Source organism: Rhizobium sp. YTU87027 (assembly GCF_050644135.1).
Taxonomy (GTDB): Bacteria; Pseudomonadota; Alphaproteobacteria; order Rhizobiales; family Rhizobiaceae; genus Rhizobium.
The window spans coordinates 1,295,007-1,311,662 of the sequence record NZ_CP098440.1; the positions used below are offsets into that span (position 1 = coordinate 1,295,007).

19 protein-coding genes are annotated in these 16,656 nt (G+C 58.7%); 15 read left to right on the forward strand and 4 right to left on the reverse strand.

Annotation, left to right across the window (positions count from 1 at the left end):
- Positions 1 to 86: 86 nt before the first annotated feature.
- The 7 genes from cysE to NBG89_RS06590 all read left to right on the forward strand — a co-directional run bounded on the left by cysE (position 87) and on the right by NBG89_RS06590 (position 6,704).
- Positions 87 to 920, forward strand: coding sequence for a serine O-acetyltransferase (gene cysE / locus NBG89_RS06560; RefSeq protein ID WP_088694885.1), 834 nt, complete (start codon positions 87 to 89; stop codon positions 918 to 920).
- Positions 921 to 1,046: 126 nt separating this feature from the next.
- Positions 1,047 to 1,250, forward strand: a complete 204-nt coding sequence (locus NBG89_RS06565) for a DUF3126 family protein (protein ID WP_007532353.1) — start codon at positions 1,047 to 1,049, stop codon at positions 1,248 to 1,250.
- 254 nt (positions 1,251 to 1,504) lie between these two features.
- On the forward strand, positions 1,505 to 1,921 hold the full coding sequence (locus NBG89_RS06570; RefSeq protein ID WP_431322155.1) for a DUF3597 domain-containing protein: 417 nt from the start codon (positions 1,505 to 1,507) through the stop codon (positions 1,919 to 1,921).
- Positions 1,922 to 2,152: 231 nt separating this feature from the next.
- Positions 2,153 to 2,524, forward strand: coding sequence for a phasin family protein (locus tag NBG89_RS06575; protein WP_431322621.1), 372 nt, complete (start codon positions 2,153 to 2,155; stop codon positions 2,522 to 2,524).
- A gap of 259 nt (positions 2,525 to 2,783) precedes the next feature.
- Positions 2,784 to 3,137 (forward strand): ATP-dependent Clp protease adapter ClpS, encoded by a 354-nt coding sequence (gene clpS / locus NBG89_RS06580; RefSeq protein ID WP_008526939.1) that lies wholly within the window; start codon positions 2,784 to 2,786, stop codon positions 3,135 to 3,137.
- A gap of 10 nt (positions 3,138 to 3,147) precedes the next feature.
- On the forward strand, positions 3,148 to 5,649 hold the full coding sequence (clpA, locus tag NBG89_RS06585; protein ID WP_431322156.1) for an ATP-dependent Clp protease ATP-binding subunit ClpA: 2,502 nt from the start codon (positions 3,148 to 3,150) through the stop codon (positions 5,647 to 5,649).
- 107 nt (positions 5,650 to 5,756) lie between these two features.
- Positions 5,757 to 6,704 (forward strand): phosphatase PAP2 family protein, encoded by a 948-nt coding sequence (locus NBG89_RS06590; RefSeq protein WP_431322157.1) that lies wholly within the window; start codon positions 5,757 to 5,759, stop codon positions 6,702 to 6,704.
- Here NBG89_RS06590 and NBG89_RS06595 read toward each other — a convergent pair whose 3' ends face one another.
- The 4 genes from NBG89_RS06595 to NBG89_RS06610 all read right to left on the reverse strand — a co-directional run bounded on the left by NBG89_RS06595 (position 6,705) and on the right by NBG89_RS06610 (position 9,633).
- Positions 6,705 to 7,130: an HIT family protein gene (locus NBG89_RS06595; protein ID WP_431322158.1), complete on the reverse strand. Its 426-nt coding sequence runs from the start codon at positions 7,128 to 7,130 to the stop codon at positions 6,705 to 6,707.
- Between the two features lie 53 nt (positions 7,131 to 7,183).
- On the reverse strand, positions 7,184 to 8,374 hold the full coding sequence (locus NBG89_RS06600; protein ID WP_431322159.1) for a GNAT family N-acetyltransferase: 1,191 nt from the start codon (positions 8,372 to 8,374) through the stop codon (positions 7,184 to 7,186).
- Between the two features lie 78 nt (positions 8,375 to 8,452).
- The gene (locus tag NBG89_RS06605) at positions 8,453 to 9,172 is read right to left on the reverse strand and encodes a glycerophosphodiester phosphodiesterase (protein WP_431322160.1); all 720 of its coding nucleotides are present in this window, start codon (positions 9,170 to 9,172) and stop codon (positions 8,453 to 8,455) included.
- Positions 9,172 to 9,633 carry a RidA family protein gene (locus tag NBG89_RS06610; RefSeq protein ID WP_431322161.1) on the reverse strand — a complete coding sequence of 154 codons (462 nt, stop codon included), beginning with the start codon at positions 9,631 to 9,633 and terminating at the stop codon, positions 9,172 to 9,174. The genes NBG89_RS06605 and NBG89_RS06610 overlap by 1 nt, the downstream gene beginning before the upstream one ends.
- Before the next feature lie 137 nt (positions 9,634 to 9,770).
- On the opposite strand from NBG89_RS06610, the gene NBG89_RS06615 reads away from it, so the two are divergent.
- From NBG89_RS06615 to NBG89_RS06650, 8 genes are all read left to right on the forward strand, one after another.
- Positions 9,771 to 10,607 (forward strand): cell envelope integrity EipB family protein, encoded by an 837-nt coding sequence (locus NBG89_RS06615; protein WP_431322162.1) that lies wholly within the window; start codon positions 9,771 to 9,773, stop codon positions 10,605 to 10,607.
- 114 nt (positions 10,608 to 10,721) lie between these two features.
- Positions 10,722 to 11,438, forward strand: a complete 717-nt coding sequence (locus tag NBG89_RS06620) for a pentapeptide repeat-containing protein (protein ID WP_431322163.1) — start codon at positions 10,722 to 10,724, stop codon at positions 11,436 to 11,438.
- Positions 11,439 to 11,666: 228 nt separating this feature from the next.
- Complete coding sequence (rpsB, locus tag NBG89_RS06625) at positions 11,667 to 12,434, forward strand: 30S ribosomal protein S2 (RefSeq protein ID WP_431322164.1); 768 nt, start codon at positions 11,667 to 11,669, stop codon at positions 12,432 to 12,434.
- Positions 12,435 to 12,677: 243 nt separating this feature from the next.
- Positions 12,678 to 13,604, forward strand: a complete 927-nt coding sequence (gene tsf, locus NBG89_RS06630) for a translation elongation factor Ts (protein WP_431322165.1) — start codon at positions 12,678 to 12,680, stop codon at positions 13,602 to 13,604.
- 93 nt (positions 13,605 to 13,697) lie between these two features.
- Positions 13,698 to 14,420, forward strand: coding sequence for a UMP kinase (pyrH, locus tag NBG89_RS06635; protein ID WP_024316951.1), 723 nt, complete (start codon positions 13,698 to 13,700; stop codon positions 14,418 to 14,420).
- Positions 14,421 to 14,471: 51 nt separating this feature from the next.
- Positions 14,472 to 15,032: a ribosome recycling factor gene (gene frr / locus NBG89_RS06640; protein WP_007790369.1), complete on the forward strand. Its 561-nt coding sequence runs from the start codon at positions 14,472 to 14,474 to the stop codon at positions 15,030 to 15,032.
- A gap of 43 nt (positions 15,033 to 15,075) precedes the next feature.
- Positions 15,076 to 15,822 carry an isoprenyl transferase gene (locus NBG89_RS06645; protein ID WP_088694897.1) on the forward strand — a complete coding sequence of 249 codons (747 nt, stop codon included), beginning with the start codon at positions 15,076 to 15,078 and terminating at the stop codon, positions 15,820 to 15,822.
- Entirely contained in the window at positions 15,822 to 16,655 is an 834-nt protein-coding gene (locus NBG89_RS06650; protein WP_431322166.1) for a phosphatidate cytidylyltransferase, read from the forward strand. The genes NBG89_RS06645 and NBG89_RS06650 overlap by 1 nt, the downstream gene beginning before the upstream one ends.
- Position 16,656 lies beyond the last annotated feature (1 nt).

Below are 16,656 nucleotides of genomic sequence, written 5' to 3' on the forward strand. Positions count from 1 at the left end.
GCGGGAACGATTCCCGACGCACCCATTTATGTTAACAAGTTTTTGCCCTATATAGAGCCGATCCTACGCATACGAGGAGACCTTTCATGGTCGCAAAGACAGACATTCGCTCTCTTGAGACAGGCAATCCTCTCAAGGTGATGGATCCGATCTGGGACAGCCTGCGCGACGAAGCCCGCGCTGCCGCAGAAAATGATCCGGTGCTGGCCGCATTTCTCTACTCGACCGTGCTGAATTATCGGTCGCTCGAGGAGTGCGTGATCTACCGCATCTGCGAACGTCTCGATCACCCGGACATGCAGGCGATCCTGCTGCGCCAGACCTTCGATCAGATGCTGGACGATTGGCCGGAGTGGAGTGCCATTCTGCGCGTCGACATCCAGGCGATCTATGACCGCGACCCCGCGTGCCTGCGCTTCATGGAAGCCGTACTCTATTTCAAGGGATTCCACGCGCTGCAGACGCACCGCCTGGCGCATTGGCTGCTGAACCGCGGTCGGCGCGATCTGGCGCTATATCTGCAGAGCAGATCGTCGAGTGTTTTCCAGACCGACATCAATCCCGCGGCGCGTATCGGCAGGGGCATCTTCCTCGATCATGCCACCGGCCTGGTCGTCGGTGAAACCGCTGTGATCGGCGACAACGTGTCGATCCTGCATGGTGTCACGCTCGGCGGTACCGGCAAGGAAGGCTCGGACCGGCATCCGAAGATCGGCAGCGGTGTCCTGATCGGCGCCGGCGCCAAGATTCTCGGTAACATCGAGATCGGCTATTGCTCGCGCATTGCCGCAGGCTCTGTCGTGCTGAAGGCGGTGCCGCCTAAGACGACCGTGGCGGGCGTGCCGGCCAAGGTGGTCGGAGAAGCAGGGTGTTCGGAGCCGTCGCGAATAATGGATCAGGTGATCGGCGCGGATATCTAAGCCGCGCGTCACCTAACAGCGTGGTATATCGGCGGGGATAGCGTTCATGCGTCTGTCCCCGTGCCTTTACAGCGCCGTCTTTCCCATGCAAGAAGCGGCCAACCGAGACCGCTCAGGAGATGCAGTGTGAAGCCCGAAGAAATCAAGAAACTCGACGCCTATTTCAAGCGCACGTTCAACCCGCAGGTGATCGTCAAAGCACGCCCGCGAAAGAATGATTCCGCGGAAGTCTATCTCGGCGAAGAATTTCTGGGTGTCGTCTATATCGATGACGAGGACGGCGACCGCTCCTACAATTTCTCGATGGCGATTCTCGACGTCGACCTTTGATCCGTGATTGATGGGCGGCCTGTCTTTCGCCGCCCGTCTGCCCAGACCGCAACCGCGAGCGGCTGGCTTCTTAAGGCGGGCTGATCGATCGACCTGCAGCGCGGCTCAAGCCTTGATCTCGCAAACCTCCGATTGTTTCTTTTCGCAGAGCAATCTTTAGCGGAAAAACAGGCCGCCTTCTCTGGACCACTCCGCCGGATGCTCCATCTCCCCCTTGAGCATGTGCTCTCTAGCCTCAATGGAGGAATGCCGAGATGGGTATTTTCGACAAGATCAAGCACGCGATTTTTGGTGAGGCCGTAGCTGCTCCGGTCACTTCGTCCGCCACACCTGTGTCACCGCCGACCGCAGCAGCGCCAAGCGCCACGCCAGCATCCCAGCAGGCGCCGGCAGCCGCGTCACCCGCCGCGGCTGCGATCGATATCGTGCCGCTGTTGGACGCGGCGGTGAAGGAAAGCGGACAGAAACTGGACTGGCGCCACTCGATCGTCGATCTCATGAAGGCTGTCGGCATGGACGCGAGCCTTGCGGAGCGCAGAGAGCTTGCGACGGAACTTGGCTTCAAAGGCGATCCGCACGACACCGCCACCATGAACATGTTCCTGCACAAGGCGTTGATGAAGCGACTTGCCGAGAACGGCGGAAAGGTTCCTGCGGAGCTTCTCGATTGAGGGCTCTATGCCATCGGTGCCGCGTCGACATTTTTGATAAAGCTTCTGGTTGCGGCGCTTCTGATATATTTTAGCAAAATCAATTATTCAAATATGACCGTCCTGCGCCGCCAAAAACAAAAAGCTCAAGGATGCAATCACGGATTGTTTTGCAATGCACAATACTGCTTGACTATTTGTGCGCCGCAGCTACGCTTCATCCTGCTGCAAAGGCCAAGGAGGATGATGGTCATGTTGAACTTCGATGAAGCGAGCCGGAAGAGCAAGGAAGCCATGGATACGATGCTGAAGAGCTATTCCGATACCGCCAAAGGCTTTCAGGCAATCGCTGTTGAAGGGGTTGAGTACTCGAAGAAGTCTTTTCAGGACGCGGTGACGCATTTCGAAAGCCTGTCCGGCGCTCGTAGCCTCGAAGCGGCGTTCGAGTTGCAGACCAACTATGTGAAAAGCGCATACGAAAGCTTCGTGAGCGAAGCCACCAAGCTCGGCGAAATGTATTCTGATCTCGCCAAGAACGCCTACAAACCATACGAAGCGCCTGTCGCGGCAGCGACCGCAAAGGCAACGAAAGCCGCTGCAGTTGTCCCGCCTGCCGCGGCGTAAAGACACGCGGCACAGCCCGCATAGCTCTTGAAAAACGAAGACCGGCTACGCATCTGCGGCCGGTCTTTTCTTTTTCACGGTGCCCATCGGCTGCCGTCACCAGTTTTTGTGTCTTTGCGTTGAGACTGGCCGAATTGTGATTGCAGTGTGAAACGAGGGGCTTAAAATCGCTCCAGGATGAACTAAGTTAGTATTTCGAATATTCGGCGGAAAAGCACCCCTCCCATGCCCCGCCGGACCGATCGAGGAATGAAGGAAAATGATCGCAAAGCCGATCCGGATGCAAAACGATAGCGAAAGGAACGGGGACAACGGAAATCGCGGAACCTCGGTCATCACACGCACCAAACCGAAGACCAAGAAGCCTAATCTCTACCGCGTGCTACTCTTGAATGACGACTACACTCCCATGGAATTTGTCATTCATATCCTCGAGCGTTTTTTTCAGAAGGATCGTGAAAGTGCCACCCGCATTATGCTCCACGTCCACAACCACGGCGTCGGTGAATGCGGAATATTTACATACGAGGTGGCGGAGACGAAGGTGAGTCAGGTGATGGACTTCGCCCGACAGCACCAGCATCCGCTGCAATGCGTCATGGAAAAGAAGTGAGGATCTGAACGTGCCAACATTTTCGCCTAGTCTTGAGAAGGCGCTCCATCAGGCACTGACCTTTGCTAACGAGCGGCATCATGAATATGCCACGCTCGAGCATCTGCTGCTCGCCCTGATCGACGATGCCGATGCCGCCGCCGTTATGGGGGCCTGCAACGTCGACCTCGACGCGCTACGCAAAACGCTTGTTGAATATGTCGATAACGAACTCTCTAATTTGGTCACCGGCTATGACGAGGACTCCAAGCCGACCTCCGGCTTCCAGCGCGTCATCCAGCGAGCGGTGATCCATGTGCAGTCGTCTGGCCGCGAAGAGGTGACAGGAGCTAACGTCTTGGTTGCGATCTTCGCCGAGCGCGAGAGCCATGCGGCCTACTTCCTGCAGGAGCAGGAAATGACCCGTTACGATGCGGTCAACTACATCTCGCACGGGATCGGTAAGCGGCCGGGCTCGTCAGAATCGCGTCCGCCACGTGGTGCCGACGATGGCGAATCTGAGAGCAAGCCAACGTCACGTGGCAGCGGCGAGCAGGAAGAGGGCGGTCCGAAGAAGCAGCAGGATGCTCTGAAGGCCTACTGCGTGAACCTCAACGAGAAGGCAAAGGGCGGCAAGATCGATCCGTTGATCGGCCGTCAGGCAGAGGTCAATCGGACTATCCAGGTCCTGTGCCGTCGTTCAAAGAACAATCCGCTCTACGTGGGCGATCCCGGCGTCGGCAAGACGGCGATTGCCGAAGGCCTTGCCAAGCGCATCGTCGAAGGCAAGGTGCCGGAAGCCTTGGCCGATGCCACCATCTTCTCGCTGGATATGGGCACGCTGCTCGCCGGTACGCGCTATCGCGGCGATTTCGAAGAACGCCTGAAGCAGGTTGTTAAGGAGCTCGAAGAATATCCGGGCGCCGTGCTGTTCATCGACGAGATCCACACCGTCATCGGTGCGGGTGCGACGTCGGGCGGCGCGATGGATGCCTCGAATCTGTTGAAGCCGGCTCTGTCCTCGGGCGCGATCCGCTGCATCGGTTCGACCACTTATAAGGAATACCGCCAGTTCTTCGAGAAGGACCGTGCTCTGGTTCGCCGCTTCCAGAAGATCGACGTCAATGAACCGTCGATCGATGATGCGATCGAAATCATGAAGGGCCTGAAGCCCTATTTCGAAGAGTATCATCACCTGCGTTACTCGAACGAGGCGATCAAGACGGCCGTCGAGCTGTCGGCCCGTTACATTTCGGATCGCAAGCTGCCGGACAAGGCGATTGACGTCATCGATGAAACCGGTGCCGCACAGATGTTGCTGCCGCCGTCCAAGCGCCGCAAGCTGATCACCGAAAAGGAGATCGAGGCAACAGTCGCGACGATGGCGCGCATCCCGCCGAAGACAGTGTCGAAGGACGACGAAGCTGTCCTTGCCAACCTTGAGCAGGAATTGCGTTCTGTCGTCTATGGCCAGGACAAGGCGATCGAAGCGCTGTCGACCTCGATCAAGCTCGCTCGCGCGGGCCTGCGCGAACCGAACAAGCCGATCGGCTCCTATGTCTTCTCCGGCCCGACCGGCGTCGGCAAGACCGAGGTTGCGAAGCAGCTGGCGTCGTCTTTGGGTGTTGAGCTTCTGCGCTTCGACATGTCCGAATACATGGAGCGGCATACGGTATCGCGTCTGCTCGGTGCACCTCCCGGCTATGTCGGCTTCGACCAGGGCGGCCTCCTGACCGACGGCGTCGACCAGCATCCGCATTGCGTTGTGCTGCTCGATGAGATCGAGAAGGCGCATCCTGACATCTACAACATCTTGTTGCAGGTGATGGACCACGGCGCGCTGACGGACCACAACGGCAAGAAGATCGACTTCCGTAACGTCATCCTGATCATGACGACCAACGCGGGCGCATCGGAGATGGCCAAGGCCGCGATTGGCTTCGGCTCGTCCAAGCGGACAGGCGAAGACGAAGAGGCGCTGACGCGCCTGTTCACGCCCGAGTTCCGCAACCGCCTCGACGCGATCATCCCGTTCGCGGCACTGCCGACGGAAGTCATCTACAAGGTTGTGCAGAAGTTCATCATGCAGCTCGAGGCACAGCTTTCGGAACGGAACGTCACCTTCGACCTGCACGAGGATGCGATCGCATGGCTGGCTGAAAAGGGTTACGACGACAAGATGGGCGCCCGCCCGCTTGCCCGCGTCATCCAGGATGTCATCAAGAAGCCACTCGCAAACGAAATCCTTTTCGGGAAGCTACGGAAAGGTGGCGTGGTCCACGTCACCGTCGGGCCGAAGGAAGACGGAAAGCCGGATATCATTTTGGAAGCGGTGCCGGATAGCGCTCCGATCAAGCCGAAGCCGGAAGCAGAAGTCGTCCATCCGGAGGCCGATGACGAGGATGACGGCGAGCTGAAGACGAAGACCCGCACGAAGAAGACGACGGCCAAGAAGGTAAAGGCAGTCGTCGAACATCAGGCGAAGAGCCCGCCCAAGAAGGGCAGTGCGGTTCCGAGAGTTCCGAAGAAGTAAACTGAGAAAGGGCGGCTGCGACAGCCGCCTTTTTCTTTGTCCCACTGGAGATCGCTTAGACAATTCTTAAATGAACCGGCTTTATATCGGCTCCAGCAAGGAGCCTCATGATGGTGTTTCTGCCGGCTGAACGTTTCATCATTTTGATCATCGCGACGTTGGCGCTGCTCGATGTCTGCATGTTGTTATTGAAGGGCGTTGGCATCGACGTTGCCGGATATGCGAGCCTCGTCGCTTGCGGGGCGTTCCTGCTTGCACTTGGCCAATTCTATCGCCAGGTCCGCCGCAACGAACGGATTGCCGTGACGGCCACTGCCGCCGGTCTCTTCGTGCTGTTCACGATTGCCGGCTCTGTATTCAACTATCTGCTCCTGCCGCTGCGGTTCCAGTTTATCGATCCCGCTCTTGGCCGGTTTGATGAAGCGCTGGGTTTTCATTGGCCTGCCTTCGTGACGTGGGCTTCCCAATATCCACGCACGGGAATGCTGCTGAGGGTGGTTTATGCATCGTCACTGCCGCAGCTGCTTGTCATTCTGCTGATCCTGGGCTTTAGCGGGCACATGAGGCTGCTTCATCACTTTCTGATGACTGGCGTTGTGGGAGCGCTGTTGGCAATCATTTTCTGGTCCTTCTTGCCGTCGTTTGGCTCCTCCGCGATCTACCAGTTGCCACCCGAGGTGACCGAGGCCGTTCCACTTGCCGTGGGGCCTGACTATAATGCTAAGGTTGTCGAACTGGGACGCAACGGCGTGACCTATTTGACGCCCAGAAATGTTCTCGGTCTGATTGGATTTCCGTCATTCCACACGGTCATGGCAGCCATGTCCGCATGCTTCATGATCCGTCGCGGGGCGCTCGCCGCACCGTTCCTCGTTTTGAATACACTAATGGTGCCCGCCGTCCTGATACAGGGTGGGCACCATCTTATTGACGTGTTCGGAGGTTTGCTGGCCTTCGCCCTTGCGTACATGCTCGCCAATGCCGCACTCCGCCAATTTGAAAAGGTGCAACAGCGTCAGCCCGACGATCGCACGTTGACCGCTGGCAACGCCTGATCAAAGCTCGGCTCTGATCTTCTCTGCGTTCGCAGCAAGCACGGCATTGTTTTCCATCTGGCCCGAATGCGGGCGCAGCGCCATGCCTTCGTAACGCGGAATGATATGGAAGTGCAGGTGAAAAACGGTCTGGCCAGCGGCAGGCTCGTTGAACTGGCAGACGAAGACGCCATCGGCCTCGAAGGCTTCCTTGACCGCTTTGGCGATCTTCTGGACGACGGGAATCGTCTTGGCGAGAGCGGTCGGGTCCGCATCGAGTAGGTTGCGCGACGCCGCCTTGGGAACAACAAGCACGTGACCAGGCGCCTGCGGCATCACGTCCATGAAGGCGACGGTGTCGTTGTCTTCGTAAATGCGGTGCGAGGGAATTTCGCCGCGCAGGATCTTGGCGAAAATGTTGTTGTTGTCGTAGGCGGCGCTGGTCATACGAAATCTCCTCGTTGCTCTTGTGACCGCGTAGCGCGGCAGGGGCGAGAGCGTCAATCCTCCTGCTGGCGCTCGCCCTTTCGAAACGGGCTGTGCTCCGTCAAGATCTCGTTCATGTGCTCGACGTCGTCGCGCTCCCGCTCGAGATAGTCGGCAATCGCCCGGCGCAGGCCGGCATGTGCAACATAGTGCGCTGAGTGGGTTGTCACCGGCAGGTAACCTCGTGCCAGCTTGTGTTCACCCTGCGCGCCGGCTTCCACTCGCTTGAGGCCTCTTTCAAGGGCAAAGTCGATCGCCTGATGGTAGCAGACTTCGAAATGCAGGTATGGGTGGTCCTCGATGCAGCCCCAATGGCGGCCGTAGAGCGCATCACCACCGATGAAGTTGATCGCACCGGCAATATAGCGCCCGTCACGCTTTGCCATGATGAGCAGGATGTCGTCGGGCATGCGCTCGCCGATCAGCGAGTAGAACTTGCGCGTCAGGTAGGGTCGGCCCCATTTTCTGCCGCCCGTGTCCATGTAGAACTCGAAGAACTGGTCCCATACCCGTTCGGTCAGATCGCGACCAGTCAGCCAATCGACGCTGATGCCATGTTCGAGGGCGGTGCGGCGTTCCTTGCGAAGCGCCTTGCGCTTTCGCGACGCGAGCGTTTCCAGAAATTCCTCGTGATCGGCGTAACCTTCATTGATGAAGTGGAACTGCTGATCCGTCCTATGAAGGTAGTCCTCGCCTTCAAAGATGCCGATTTCGTCCTCGGGTACGAACGTAATATGAGCGGAAGAGACGCCAAGCCGGCGCACGACTTCCTTGAGACTCTCGGCTATGGCGTGCTGGATCGGGAGGCGCTGCAAACCTTCGGCGACAAGCAGACGCGGGCCAGTCGCGGGCGTAAAGGGAATGGAGCATTGGAGCTTCGGATAGTAGCGTCCGCCGGCTCGCTCGAAGGCATCGGCCCAGCCGTGGTCGAAAACATATTCGCCCTGGCTATGGTTCTTGAGATAGCCGGGCAGGGCGCCGATGAGCTCGCCTTTGTCCGTTTCCAACAGAAGATGGTGGCCCATCCAGCCGGATTGCGCCGTCGCCGATCCCGATTCTTCGAGCGAGGACAAGAAAGCGTGAGACACGAACGGATTATAGGCGAGCGTGCCGCTTTTGGGGGAGGTCCCGGAAAGCCGCGACCAGCTCTCCGGGGAAATCTCGGTAAAGGACCGCTCGATGCGGATTGAAAGTTCGTCTGTCATGGAGCGAATGCGAGACCGTTTGGGAGGAGAATAGGGCTCACCGACAGTCTGCGCATGATCTTGTCCAAAAAGCGAGCGTCAAACCGAAACGCGCGGATCGAATCCCTCGAATGTCATCTGATCGGCATTCTCGAAGGTGTGCTTTCGCGCCTTTTCATCGCGCACGGTCCAGGTGATGACGACGACACCCTTTTCACGCTGCGCTGTTATGAACGGATTAGGCAGATCGGCAAAGAAATAGGAAATGAAGTCGAGGCCGAGTTCCATGGCCTTTTCGTGCACTTCGAACTCTTGCGGCTTGTTGCCGCCCGCAGTCAGCCCAAGCGGATAGGGGGCATTGAGCGCCTTCAGATCGCGAAGCAGCCAGTGGTCGAAGCTCATCAGGGCAACCTTGCCTTCGTAGCCTTCAAGCACTTCGAGAACTGCTTCCGCAAATCCCTCGTCGTCGGCCTCGCGGCCTTTCAGCTCGATAACCAGCGGAACCCGGCCTTTTACCAGATCCAGCAGCTGCCGCAGTGTGGGGATCTTGTCTGCCGTTCCGCCGACGGAGATGAGGCCGAGTTCTTGTGACGTCCGCTCGCGCACGTCACCCTTGAGATTGCAGAGGCGTTCCAGATCCTCGTCGTGGAAGACAACAGGTACGCCATCGGACGCATAATGCAGGTCGCATTCGATCGCGAAGCCTGCTTCGACCGCGCGGGAAAAGGCGGAGAGCGTGTTTTCCCACACCGCCTTGTTGAGGTCATGGTAGCCGCGGTGGGCGACGGGCTGTTCCTTGAGCCATGCAGCCGAGATCATCAGGCAATTTCCACGATTGCGTCGATTTCGACGGCGGCGTTCATCGGCAACGCGGCCATGCCGACGGCGGCGCGCGCATGCTTTCCGGCCTCGCCGAGGACGCCTGCGATCAAGTTAGAGGCGCCATTAATGACGAGGTGCTGTTCAACGAAATCGGGCGTCGAGGCCACGAAGCCATTGAGTTTGATGACGCGCTTGATGCGGCTGAGATCGCCGAGAGCAGCCTTTGCCTGGGCAAGAATATTGATGGCACAGAGCTCTGCGGCACGCTGGCCGGTTGCGACGTCGACAGCCTTGCCCAAATGACCGGTAATTATTTTGCCGTTCTCGAGCGGCAGCTGCCCGGAGATGTAGAGAAGGTTGCCACTGATGACATAGGGGACGTAGTTTGCGGCCGGTGCGGCAGCTTCAGGCAGGGATATCCCCATTTCTTTCAGGCGCGCAGCGATTTGCTCGGACATTTTCCTCTCCGCTTTTGTTGTCAATAGTTCTAAAATTATGCATCAAGGCTTGGAATCTAGATTGTGACATTTTCGAGCCTCGATTTGGCCGAAAGCGTTCTTATAACATTGCAGGCGAGTTCAACAGGAGATTGTCAATGTTCCGATCGAGTCTTGCCGCAGTTCTTCTGGCGAGCGTTTCGACGACCGCCTTTGCGGCTGCGCCAGCGACCAGCGCCGCGATTGCGACTGGCCTCGTCGCTCATCGGGCGGTCTACGATCTGGAATTGAAGGATGCCTCCGAGCGCTCCGGGATCTCTGGCATGTCCGGCCGAATGGTCTACGAGTTCGAGGGTAATTACTGCACCGGCTTTACCACCAACTTCCGCTTCGTGACGCAGATCGATACGGGCGATGCTGTCCGCGTCAGCGACCAGCAGACGAAGACCTTCGAGAACCTCAAGGATCGCCGATTCACCTTCGACACCAAGTCCTTTACCGATGACCAGCTCGACAAAGAGGTCAACGGTGCTGCGCAGGATCAGGCTGAAGGGGTAAAGGTTGCTCTGACGCAGCCGACCAGCAAGGAACTGCAGCTCGCCGCGAGCCGGTTCCCGACCGAACATATGCTGGACGTGATCGAGAATGCCAAGGCTGGCAAGCGGCTGTTCGAGGCGCGCGTCTTCGACGGCTCGGATGATGGGGACAAGGCGCTGGTAACGACGACCGTCGTCGGCAAACAGGTGGCGCCTGCGACCGATGAGGCCGATGCGGGCAATGCGGGAGCCTTTGCGAAGGCCGCCTTCTGGCCGGTCACGATCTCGTATTTCAATGAGAACACAAAGACGGACGCTTTGCCTGTCTACCGCATGTCGTTCAAGCTCTACGAAAACGGCATTACGCGTGACTTGACGATGGACTATGGCGACTTTGTTCTAAGCGGCCGGCTTGCGAAGCTCGAACTGCTCGACAGCAAATCGGCGGCCTGCAAATAATCGTCGTGGCAAGCTCACCGCGACGATTGTCGGTATGTCTAAGTAAACCCTCTCTATGTTAGGAAGCCGGAAGGGCGCTGAGTTGGGCGTAACAGTCGGATTGGAGTGAGGAACTTGGCGATACAGCATGGTGTATTGGGTGGTGGACTCTTCGGCATCTCAACCGGACTGGTCGCGCTGACGTTGTTCTCGAGCGCTCCCGCGTTGGCGTCGAATTGCAGCAGCACGCCGGTGGCAGGCATCGATTGGAGTGAGTGCAGCAAGAAGAACCTCATGTTGCAGGGGAGCGATTTCCAGGGCGCGAACCTGGCGGATGCCGATCTCACCCTGACCAATCTGAGCGGCACGAACCTGACCTCCGCGAATCTGGAAAAGGCAACGCTGGTGCGCGCCTGGTTCACGGGGGCGCAGGCAGACAAGGCGAATTTCTCGAAGATCGAGGCGTTTCGGGCCGGATTCGAGAATGTTTCCGCTGAGGGCGCATCCTTCGCCGGAGCTGAACTGCAGCGCGCCAATTTCAACGGCGCAAAGCTCAGCGGCGCGAATTTCGAGAAGGCCGAGCTCGGTCGCGCAAGTTTTAATAAGGCGGTGCTGACCGGCGCTAGCTTCTCCCTCGCCAATCTTTCGCGTGCCGACCTCAGTGGCGCCACCTTTGACGGGCCGATCGCCCTGGATCGTGCCTTCATGTTTTTGACGCGAATCGAAGGGCTTGATTTGTCCGCCGCAACCGGCCTTGAACAAGAGCAGGTCGATCTCGCCTGTGGCGACGCCAAGACAAAATTGCCGACAGGCCTTTCCGCGCCGGCAAGCTGGCCATGTGCCTCCGATTGACGGAGCGTCGCAGTGTCGCGCCGATACGGCCGGTCTTCCGCGACTTTCTTTGTCGCTTTTTTTGCGGGAAGCCTTGATTTTCCTCGGAAGGGGGGGTAAGGGCACCCGCATTCCACACGTAAGGCATGGGATTGTCCGGGAGAAATCCGGATGGTTCCGCCCGGTGGCATTCCTCGAAGAGGATGCTGTTAGCCTTGCGGAGGTTCAACCGGAAAAGGATAACAAGGCATGGCATTGCCCGATTTTTCTATGCGCCAGCTCCTCGAAGCAGGCGTCCACTTCGGCCACCAGACGCACCGCTGGAACCCGAAGATGAAGCCGTACATTTTCGGCGATCGTAACAACATCCACATCATCGACCTCGCACAGACGGTTCCGATGCTGTCGCGCGCCCTGCAGGTTGTCTCCGACACCGTTGCTCGTGGCGGCCGCGTTCTCTTCGTTGGCACCAAGCGTCAGGCTTCCGAGCTGATCGCTGACTCGGCCAAGCGTTCCGCTCAGTACTACGTCAACTCGCGTTGGCTCGGCGGCATGATGACCAACTGGAAGACGATCTCCAACTCGATCCAGCGCCTACGCAAGCTCGACGAGATCCTGTCTTCGGAACAGTCCGGCTACAACAAGAAAGAGCGCCTGAACCTCGAGCGCGAGCGCGAAAAGCTCGACAAGGCTCTCGGTGGTATCAAGGACATGGGCGGCACGCCGGACCTAATGTTCATCATCGACACCAACAAGGAAAAGATCGCGATCGACGAAGCCAAGCGCCTCGGCATCCCGGTTGTTGCAATCATCGACTCGAACTGCGATCCGGACCTGATCGACTATCCGATCCCGGGTAACGACGACGCCTCGCGCGCCATCGCCCTTTACTGCGACCTGATTTCGCGCGCTGCCATCGACGGTATCGCTCGTCAGCAGAGCTCGTCGGGTCGTGACCTCGGTGCATCGATCGAAGCTCCGGTTGAGCCGGCGCTCGAAGGCGAAGCCGAAGCCTGATAAAGAAGCAGGCGGACCCACCGGTCCGCCATGCTTTTCCGAAATTGGGAAGAGGCCGCTCGCGACTTTATAAAGTTCGGCGGCCTTGACCGTTTCAGGCGAGGGAATTCAGTCTCTCGCCATTTGAGTTTCGTTATGACGCGTCTTTCATCACGCTGTCATACAGACAGGTACATTTCGTGCCTCAATCCGGTGACGCACCGCCTTTAGCGGGCCACCGTTTGAACCGACAAGAGGAAGCTTATGACCGAGATTACGGCTGCACTGGTGAAGGAACTGCGCGAGAAGTCCGGCGCAGGCATGATGGACTGCAAGAAGGCGCTGCTGGAAAACAACGGCGACATCGAAGCATCGATCGACTGGCTCCGCGCCAAGGGTATCTCGAAGGCCGACAAGAAGGCTGGTCGTGCTGCCGCTGAAGGCCTGATCGCCATCGCCGGCGCCGGCCACAAGGCTGTTGTCGTCGAGCTGAACTCGGAAACCGACTTCGTTGCCCGCAACGATGCCTTCCAGGATCTCGTCCGCGGCATCGCCAACGTTGCCCTGACGACCGATGGTTCGGTTGAAGCCGTCGCGGCTGCAACCTACCCGGCATCCGGCAAGCCGGTCGCCGACACCATCAAGGACGCGATCGCGACCATCGGCGAAAACATGACGCTGCGCCGCGCCGCCAAGCTCGAAGTCGAGCACGGCGTCGTCGCGACCTACATCCACAACGCTGCCGGCGACGGCATCGGCAAGCTCGGCGTTCTCGTTGCCCTGAAGTCGGAAGGTGACAAGGCCGTCCTGACCTCGATCGGCCGCCAGGTTGCAATGCACATCGCTGCGACGAACCCGCTGGCCATCCGCGCCGAGGAAGTCGACGCTGCCGTTGCCGAGCGTGAGCGGAACGTCTTCATCGAACAGGCCCGCGAATCCGGCAAGCCGGACGCCATCATCGAAAAGATGGTCGAAGGTCGTATGCGCAAGTTCTTCGAGGAAGTTGCTCTTCTCTCGCAGGCTTTCGTGATCAACCCCGACCTGACGGTCGGCGCTGCTGTCAAGGAAGCTGAAAAGGAAGCTGGCGCGAAGATCGAAGTCGTCGGCATGGCACGCCTCCTCCTCGGTGAAGGCGTCGAGAAGGAAGAAAGCGACTTCGCTGCTGAAGTTGCCGCTGTCGCCAAGGGCTGATCGACCTATACATGTGAAAACAGAAGGGCATCGCGTGACAACGCGGTGCCCTTCGTGTATCCGGCACACAGCGGTAATATACGAGGAGCCACGATGTCGTCAGAGCCTGTCTACAAACGCGTTCTACTCAAGGCTTCCGGCGAAGCCCTCATGGGCAGCCAGGGATTTGGAATTGATGTAGCGGTCGCAGACCGCATTGCGGCTGACATAGCCGAAGCGCGGCAGATGGGTGTGGAAGTCGGCGTCGTCGTCGGCGGTGGCAACATCTTCCGCGGCGTCGCGGTTGCCTCCAAGGGCGGCGATCGCGTCACGGGCGACCACATGGGTATGCTCGCGACTGTCATCAACGCGCTGGCGCTGGCAACGTCGCTTCGCAAGCTAAACATCGATACTGTCGTGTTGTCGGCCATTGCGATGCCGGAGATCTGCGAGAGCTTTTCGCAGCGCGCCACGCTCTACCACCTGTCGCTCGGCCGTGTCGTGATCTTCGCAGGCGGTACCGGCAACCCGTTCTTCACGACCGACTCGGCAGCCGCATTGCGCGCAGCCGAAATGGGAGCGGAGGCGATCTTTAAGGGAACGCAGGTCGATGGTATTTATTCGGCTGATCCGAAAAAGGACCCTGAAGCGACCCGCTTTGACCATCTGACCCACAAGGAAGTCCTGGATAAGGGCTTGGCCGTCATGGACGTTGCGGCAGTGGCCCTGGCACGGGAGAATTCCATTCCGATCATCGTCTTCTCGATCCACGAGAAGGGTGGTTTCGCTGAAATCCTCAAGGGCGGTGGCCTCAAGACCGTCGTCTCTGATAACTGATTGAGTGGGCGGCCGATTTGCCGCAGCTTCTACCAAGACGGGAGCAATGAAATGAGTGAAGGCATCGACATCAAGGAACTCAAGCGCCGCATGGATGGCGCAATTTCCGCGTTCAAGCACGATATCGCATCGCTGCGCACCGGCCGCGCCTCGGCCAACATTCTCGATCCGGTGATGGTCGAGGCCTACGGTTCGCGCGTGCCGCTGAACCAGGTTGCCAACATCACCGTGCCGGAGCCGCGCATGCTGTCGGTTTCGGTCTGGGACAAGTCGATGGTCAACGCGACCGATCGCGCCATCCGCGAGTCCAACCTCGGCCTCAATCCGATCATCGACGGCCAGAACCTGCGCATTCCGCTGCCGGAGCTCAACGAGGAGCGCCGCAAGTCGCTGGTCAAGGTCGCCCACGACTATGCCGAGAAAAGCAAGGTTGCGATTCGCCATGTGCGCCGCGACGGCATGGACGGCCTTAAGAAAGCCGAAAAGGACGGTGTGATTGGGCAGGACGAAAGCCGGGCGCAATCAGATCGTGTGCAGAAGATGACCGACGAGACGATTTCTGAGGTCGACCGCTTGCTTGGCGACAAGGAAAAGGAAATCATGCAGGTTTAAGGCGCGCTGCGGCTGCGCCTTGACTGCAAGAACCGGACGGGAAATGTCGGAACGAACATTTTTGACTGTGCCAGAACACGTTGCCATCATCATGGACGGCAACGGCCGATGGGCGAAGCAGCGCGGACTTCCGCGCACGATGGGACATCGCAAAGGGGTCGACGCCGTACGCGAAGCCGTGCGCGTGGCCGGCGACGTGGGGATCAAATATCTCACGCTTTTTGCTTTCTCGTCGGAAAACTGGCGTCGGCCGGAAACGGAGGTCTCTGATCTCCTTGGATTGCTGAAGGCTTTCATTCGTCGCGACTTGGCGGAGCTCCATCGCCAGAACGTGCGCGTGAAAGTCATTGGTGACCGACACAGCCTCAAGAGTGACATCCTCAATCTTCTCGTGGACGCGGAAGAGACCACAAAGGCGAATACCGCGCTGACGCTCGTTATCGCCTTTAACTATGGTTCGCGCGACGAGATCGCTCGTGCCGTGGCAGGCCTTGCACGTGACGTCGAGGCAGGCCGGCTGAGGGCGCAGGACATTTCTCCTTCGCTGATCAACGCCCGGTTGGATACCGCTGGGATCCCGGATCCCGATCTGATCATCCGCACGAGTGGCGAAGAACGTCTCTCCAACTTCCTGCTTTGGCAGGCGGCTTACTCCGAGTTCATTTTCGTTCCCGAGTATTGGCCCGACTTCAGCCGGGAAATTTTCTACTCAGCGTTGGAAACTTTCGCGTCGCGCGACCGTCGCTTTGGCGGACTGGTGGCACAGACGGCTGCGGCAGTGGGCACCTGATGCAGCAGGAGCTGAAGCTACGCATTGTCTCCGGAGTAATTCTCGCCGCCATTGTTCTGCTCGCCACTTGGTACGGCGGAGTGGCCTTCAGCCTGCTGTCGGCATTGATCGGGCTGTTGATCTACTATGAGTGGTCGACCATCACGAAGCTCGCCACGGAACAGCCGGTCGCCAACGCCGTTGGTTGGATAGGGCAGGCGGCGATTGCGGTGGCTGTCGTTGCTGGTACCTTGGACTATTCTCTTCTTCTCCTCGTGCTTTTCTTTCTGATTGCCGTCGGCTTCGTGTTTACGTTGGGCGTGTCGCGCTGGTTTCCCACGGGGGTCGTGTACGCCGGCCTTACAGGAATAGCGCTATCGACCATCCGCGGCGCCGACAGTGTCGGGCTCGTTGCGATGCTCTTCGTATTCGCGGTCGTGTGGTCGACCGACATTCTTGCCTATTTTGTCGGGCGCGCAATTGGCGGCCCGAAGCTGGCGCCGAAGATATCTCCGGGAAAGACATGGTCCGGCGCCATCGGTGGCGCCGTCTCCGCGGTGATCGCCGGCAGCCTGGTTGCCTATTTTGCCTTTCCGGAAAGCGTCGTGCTGGTGGCGCCGGTCGCGTTCATACTGTCAGTCTGCAGCCAGAGCGGCGATCTCTTCGAATCCTTCATCAAGCGCCGCTTCGGCGTCAAGGATTCGAGCCATCTGATCCCCGGGCACGGCGGCGTCATGGACCGTGTCGACGGGCTCATTTTCGCCTGCTTTGCGGCGTTCTTGCTAGCTGTGCTTTTTTCGCTGATAAAGGGCGGCGAAATAACGTCGCTCGGTGCAGCCCTGTTCGGCGTATAAT

Bases quoted from the DNA above. Each gene is read 5' to 3' on its own strand.
- cysE (WP_088694885.1), top strand. From the start codon at position 87: ATGGTCGCAAAGACAGACATTCGCTCTCTTGAGACAGGCAATCCTCTC.
- NBG89_RS06570 (WP_431322155.1), top strand. From the start codon at position 1,505: ATGGGTATTTTCGACAAGATCAAGCACGCGATTTTTGGTGAGGCCGTA.
- NBG89_RS06575 (WP_431322621.1), top strand. From the start codon at position 2,153: ATGTTGAACTTCGATGAAGCGAGCCGGAAGAGCAAGGAAGCCATGGAT.
- clpS (WP_008526939.1), top strand. From the start codon at position 2,784: ATGATCGCAAAGCCGATCCGGATGCAAAACGATAGCGAAAGGAACGGG.
- NBG89_RS06590 (WP_431322157.1), top strand. From the start codon at position 5,757: ATGATGGTGTTTCTGCCGGCTGAACGTTTCATCATTTTGATCATCGCG.
- NBG89_RS06595 (WP_431322158.1), bottom strand. From the start codon at position 7,130: ATGACCAGCGCCGCCTACGACAACAACAACATTTTCGCCAAGATCCTG.
- NBG89_RS06600 (WP_431322159.1), bottom strand. From the start codon at position 8,374: ATGACAGACGAACTTTCAATCCGCATCGAGCGGTCCTTTACCGAGATT.
- NBG89_RS06605 (WP_431322160.1), bottom strand. From the start codon at position 9,172: ATGATCTCGGCTGCATGGCTCAAGGAACAGCCCGTCGCCCACCGCGGC.
- NBG89_RS06610 (WP_431322161.1), bottom strand. From the start codon at position 9,633: ATGTCCGAGCAAATCGCTGCGCGCCTGAAAGAAATGGGGATATCCCTG.
- NBG89_RS06615 (WP_431322162.1), top strand. From the start codon at position 9,771: ATGTTCCGATCGAGTCTTGCCGCAGTTCTTCTGGCGAGCGTTTCGACG.
- rpsB (WP_431322164.1), top strand. From the start codon at position 11,667: ATGGCATTGCCCGATTTTTCTATGCGCCAGCTCCTCGAAGCAGGCGTC.
- tsf (WP_431322165.1), top strand. From the start codon at position 12,678: ATGACCGAGATTACGGCTGCACTGGTGAAGGAACTGCGCGAGAAGTCC.
- pyrH (WP_024316951.1), top strand. From the start codon at position 13,698: ATGTCGTCAGAGCCTGTCTACAAACGCGTTCTACTCAAGGCTTCCGGC.
- frr (WP_007790369.1), top strand. From the start codon at position 14,472: ATGAGTGAAGGCATCGACATCAAGGAACTCAAGCGCCGCATGGATGGC.
- NBG89_RS06645 (WP_088694897.1), top strand. From the start codon at position 15,076: ATGTCGGAACGAACATTTTTGACTGTGCCAGAACACGTTGCCATCATC.
- NBG89_RS06650 (WP_431322166.1), top strand. From the start codon at position 15,822: ATGCAGCAGGAGCTGAAGCTACGCATTGTCTCCGGAGTAATTCTCGCC.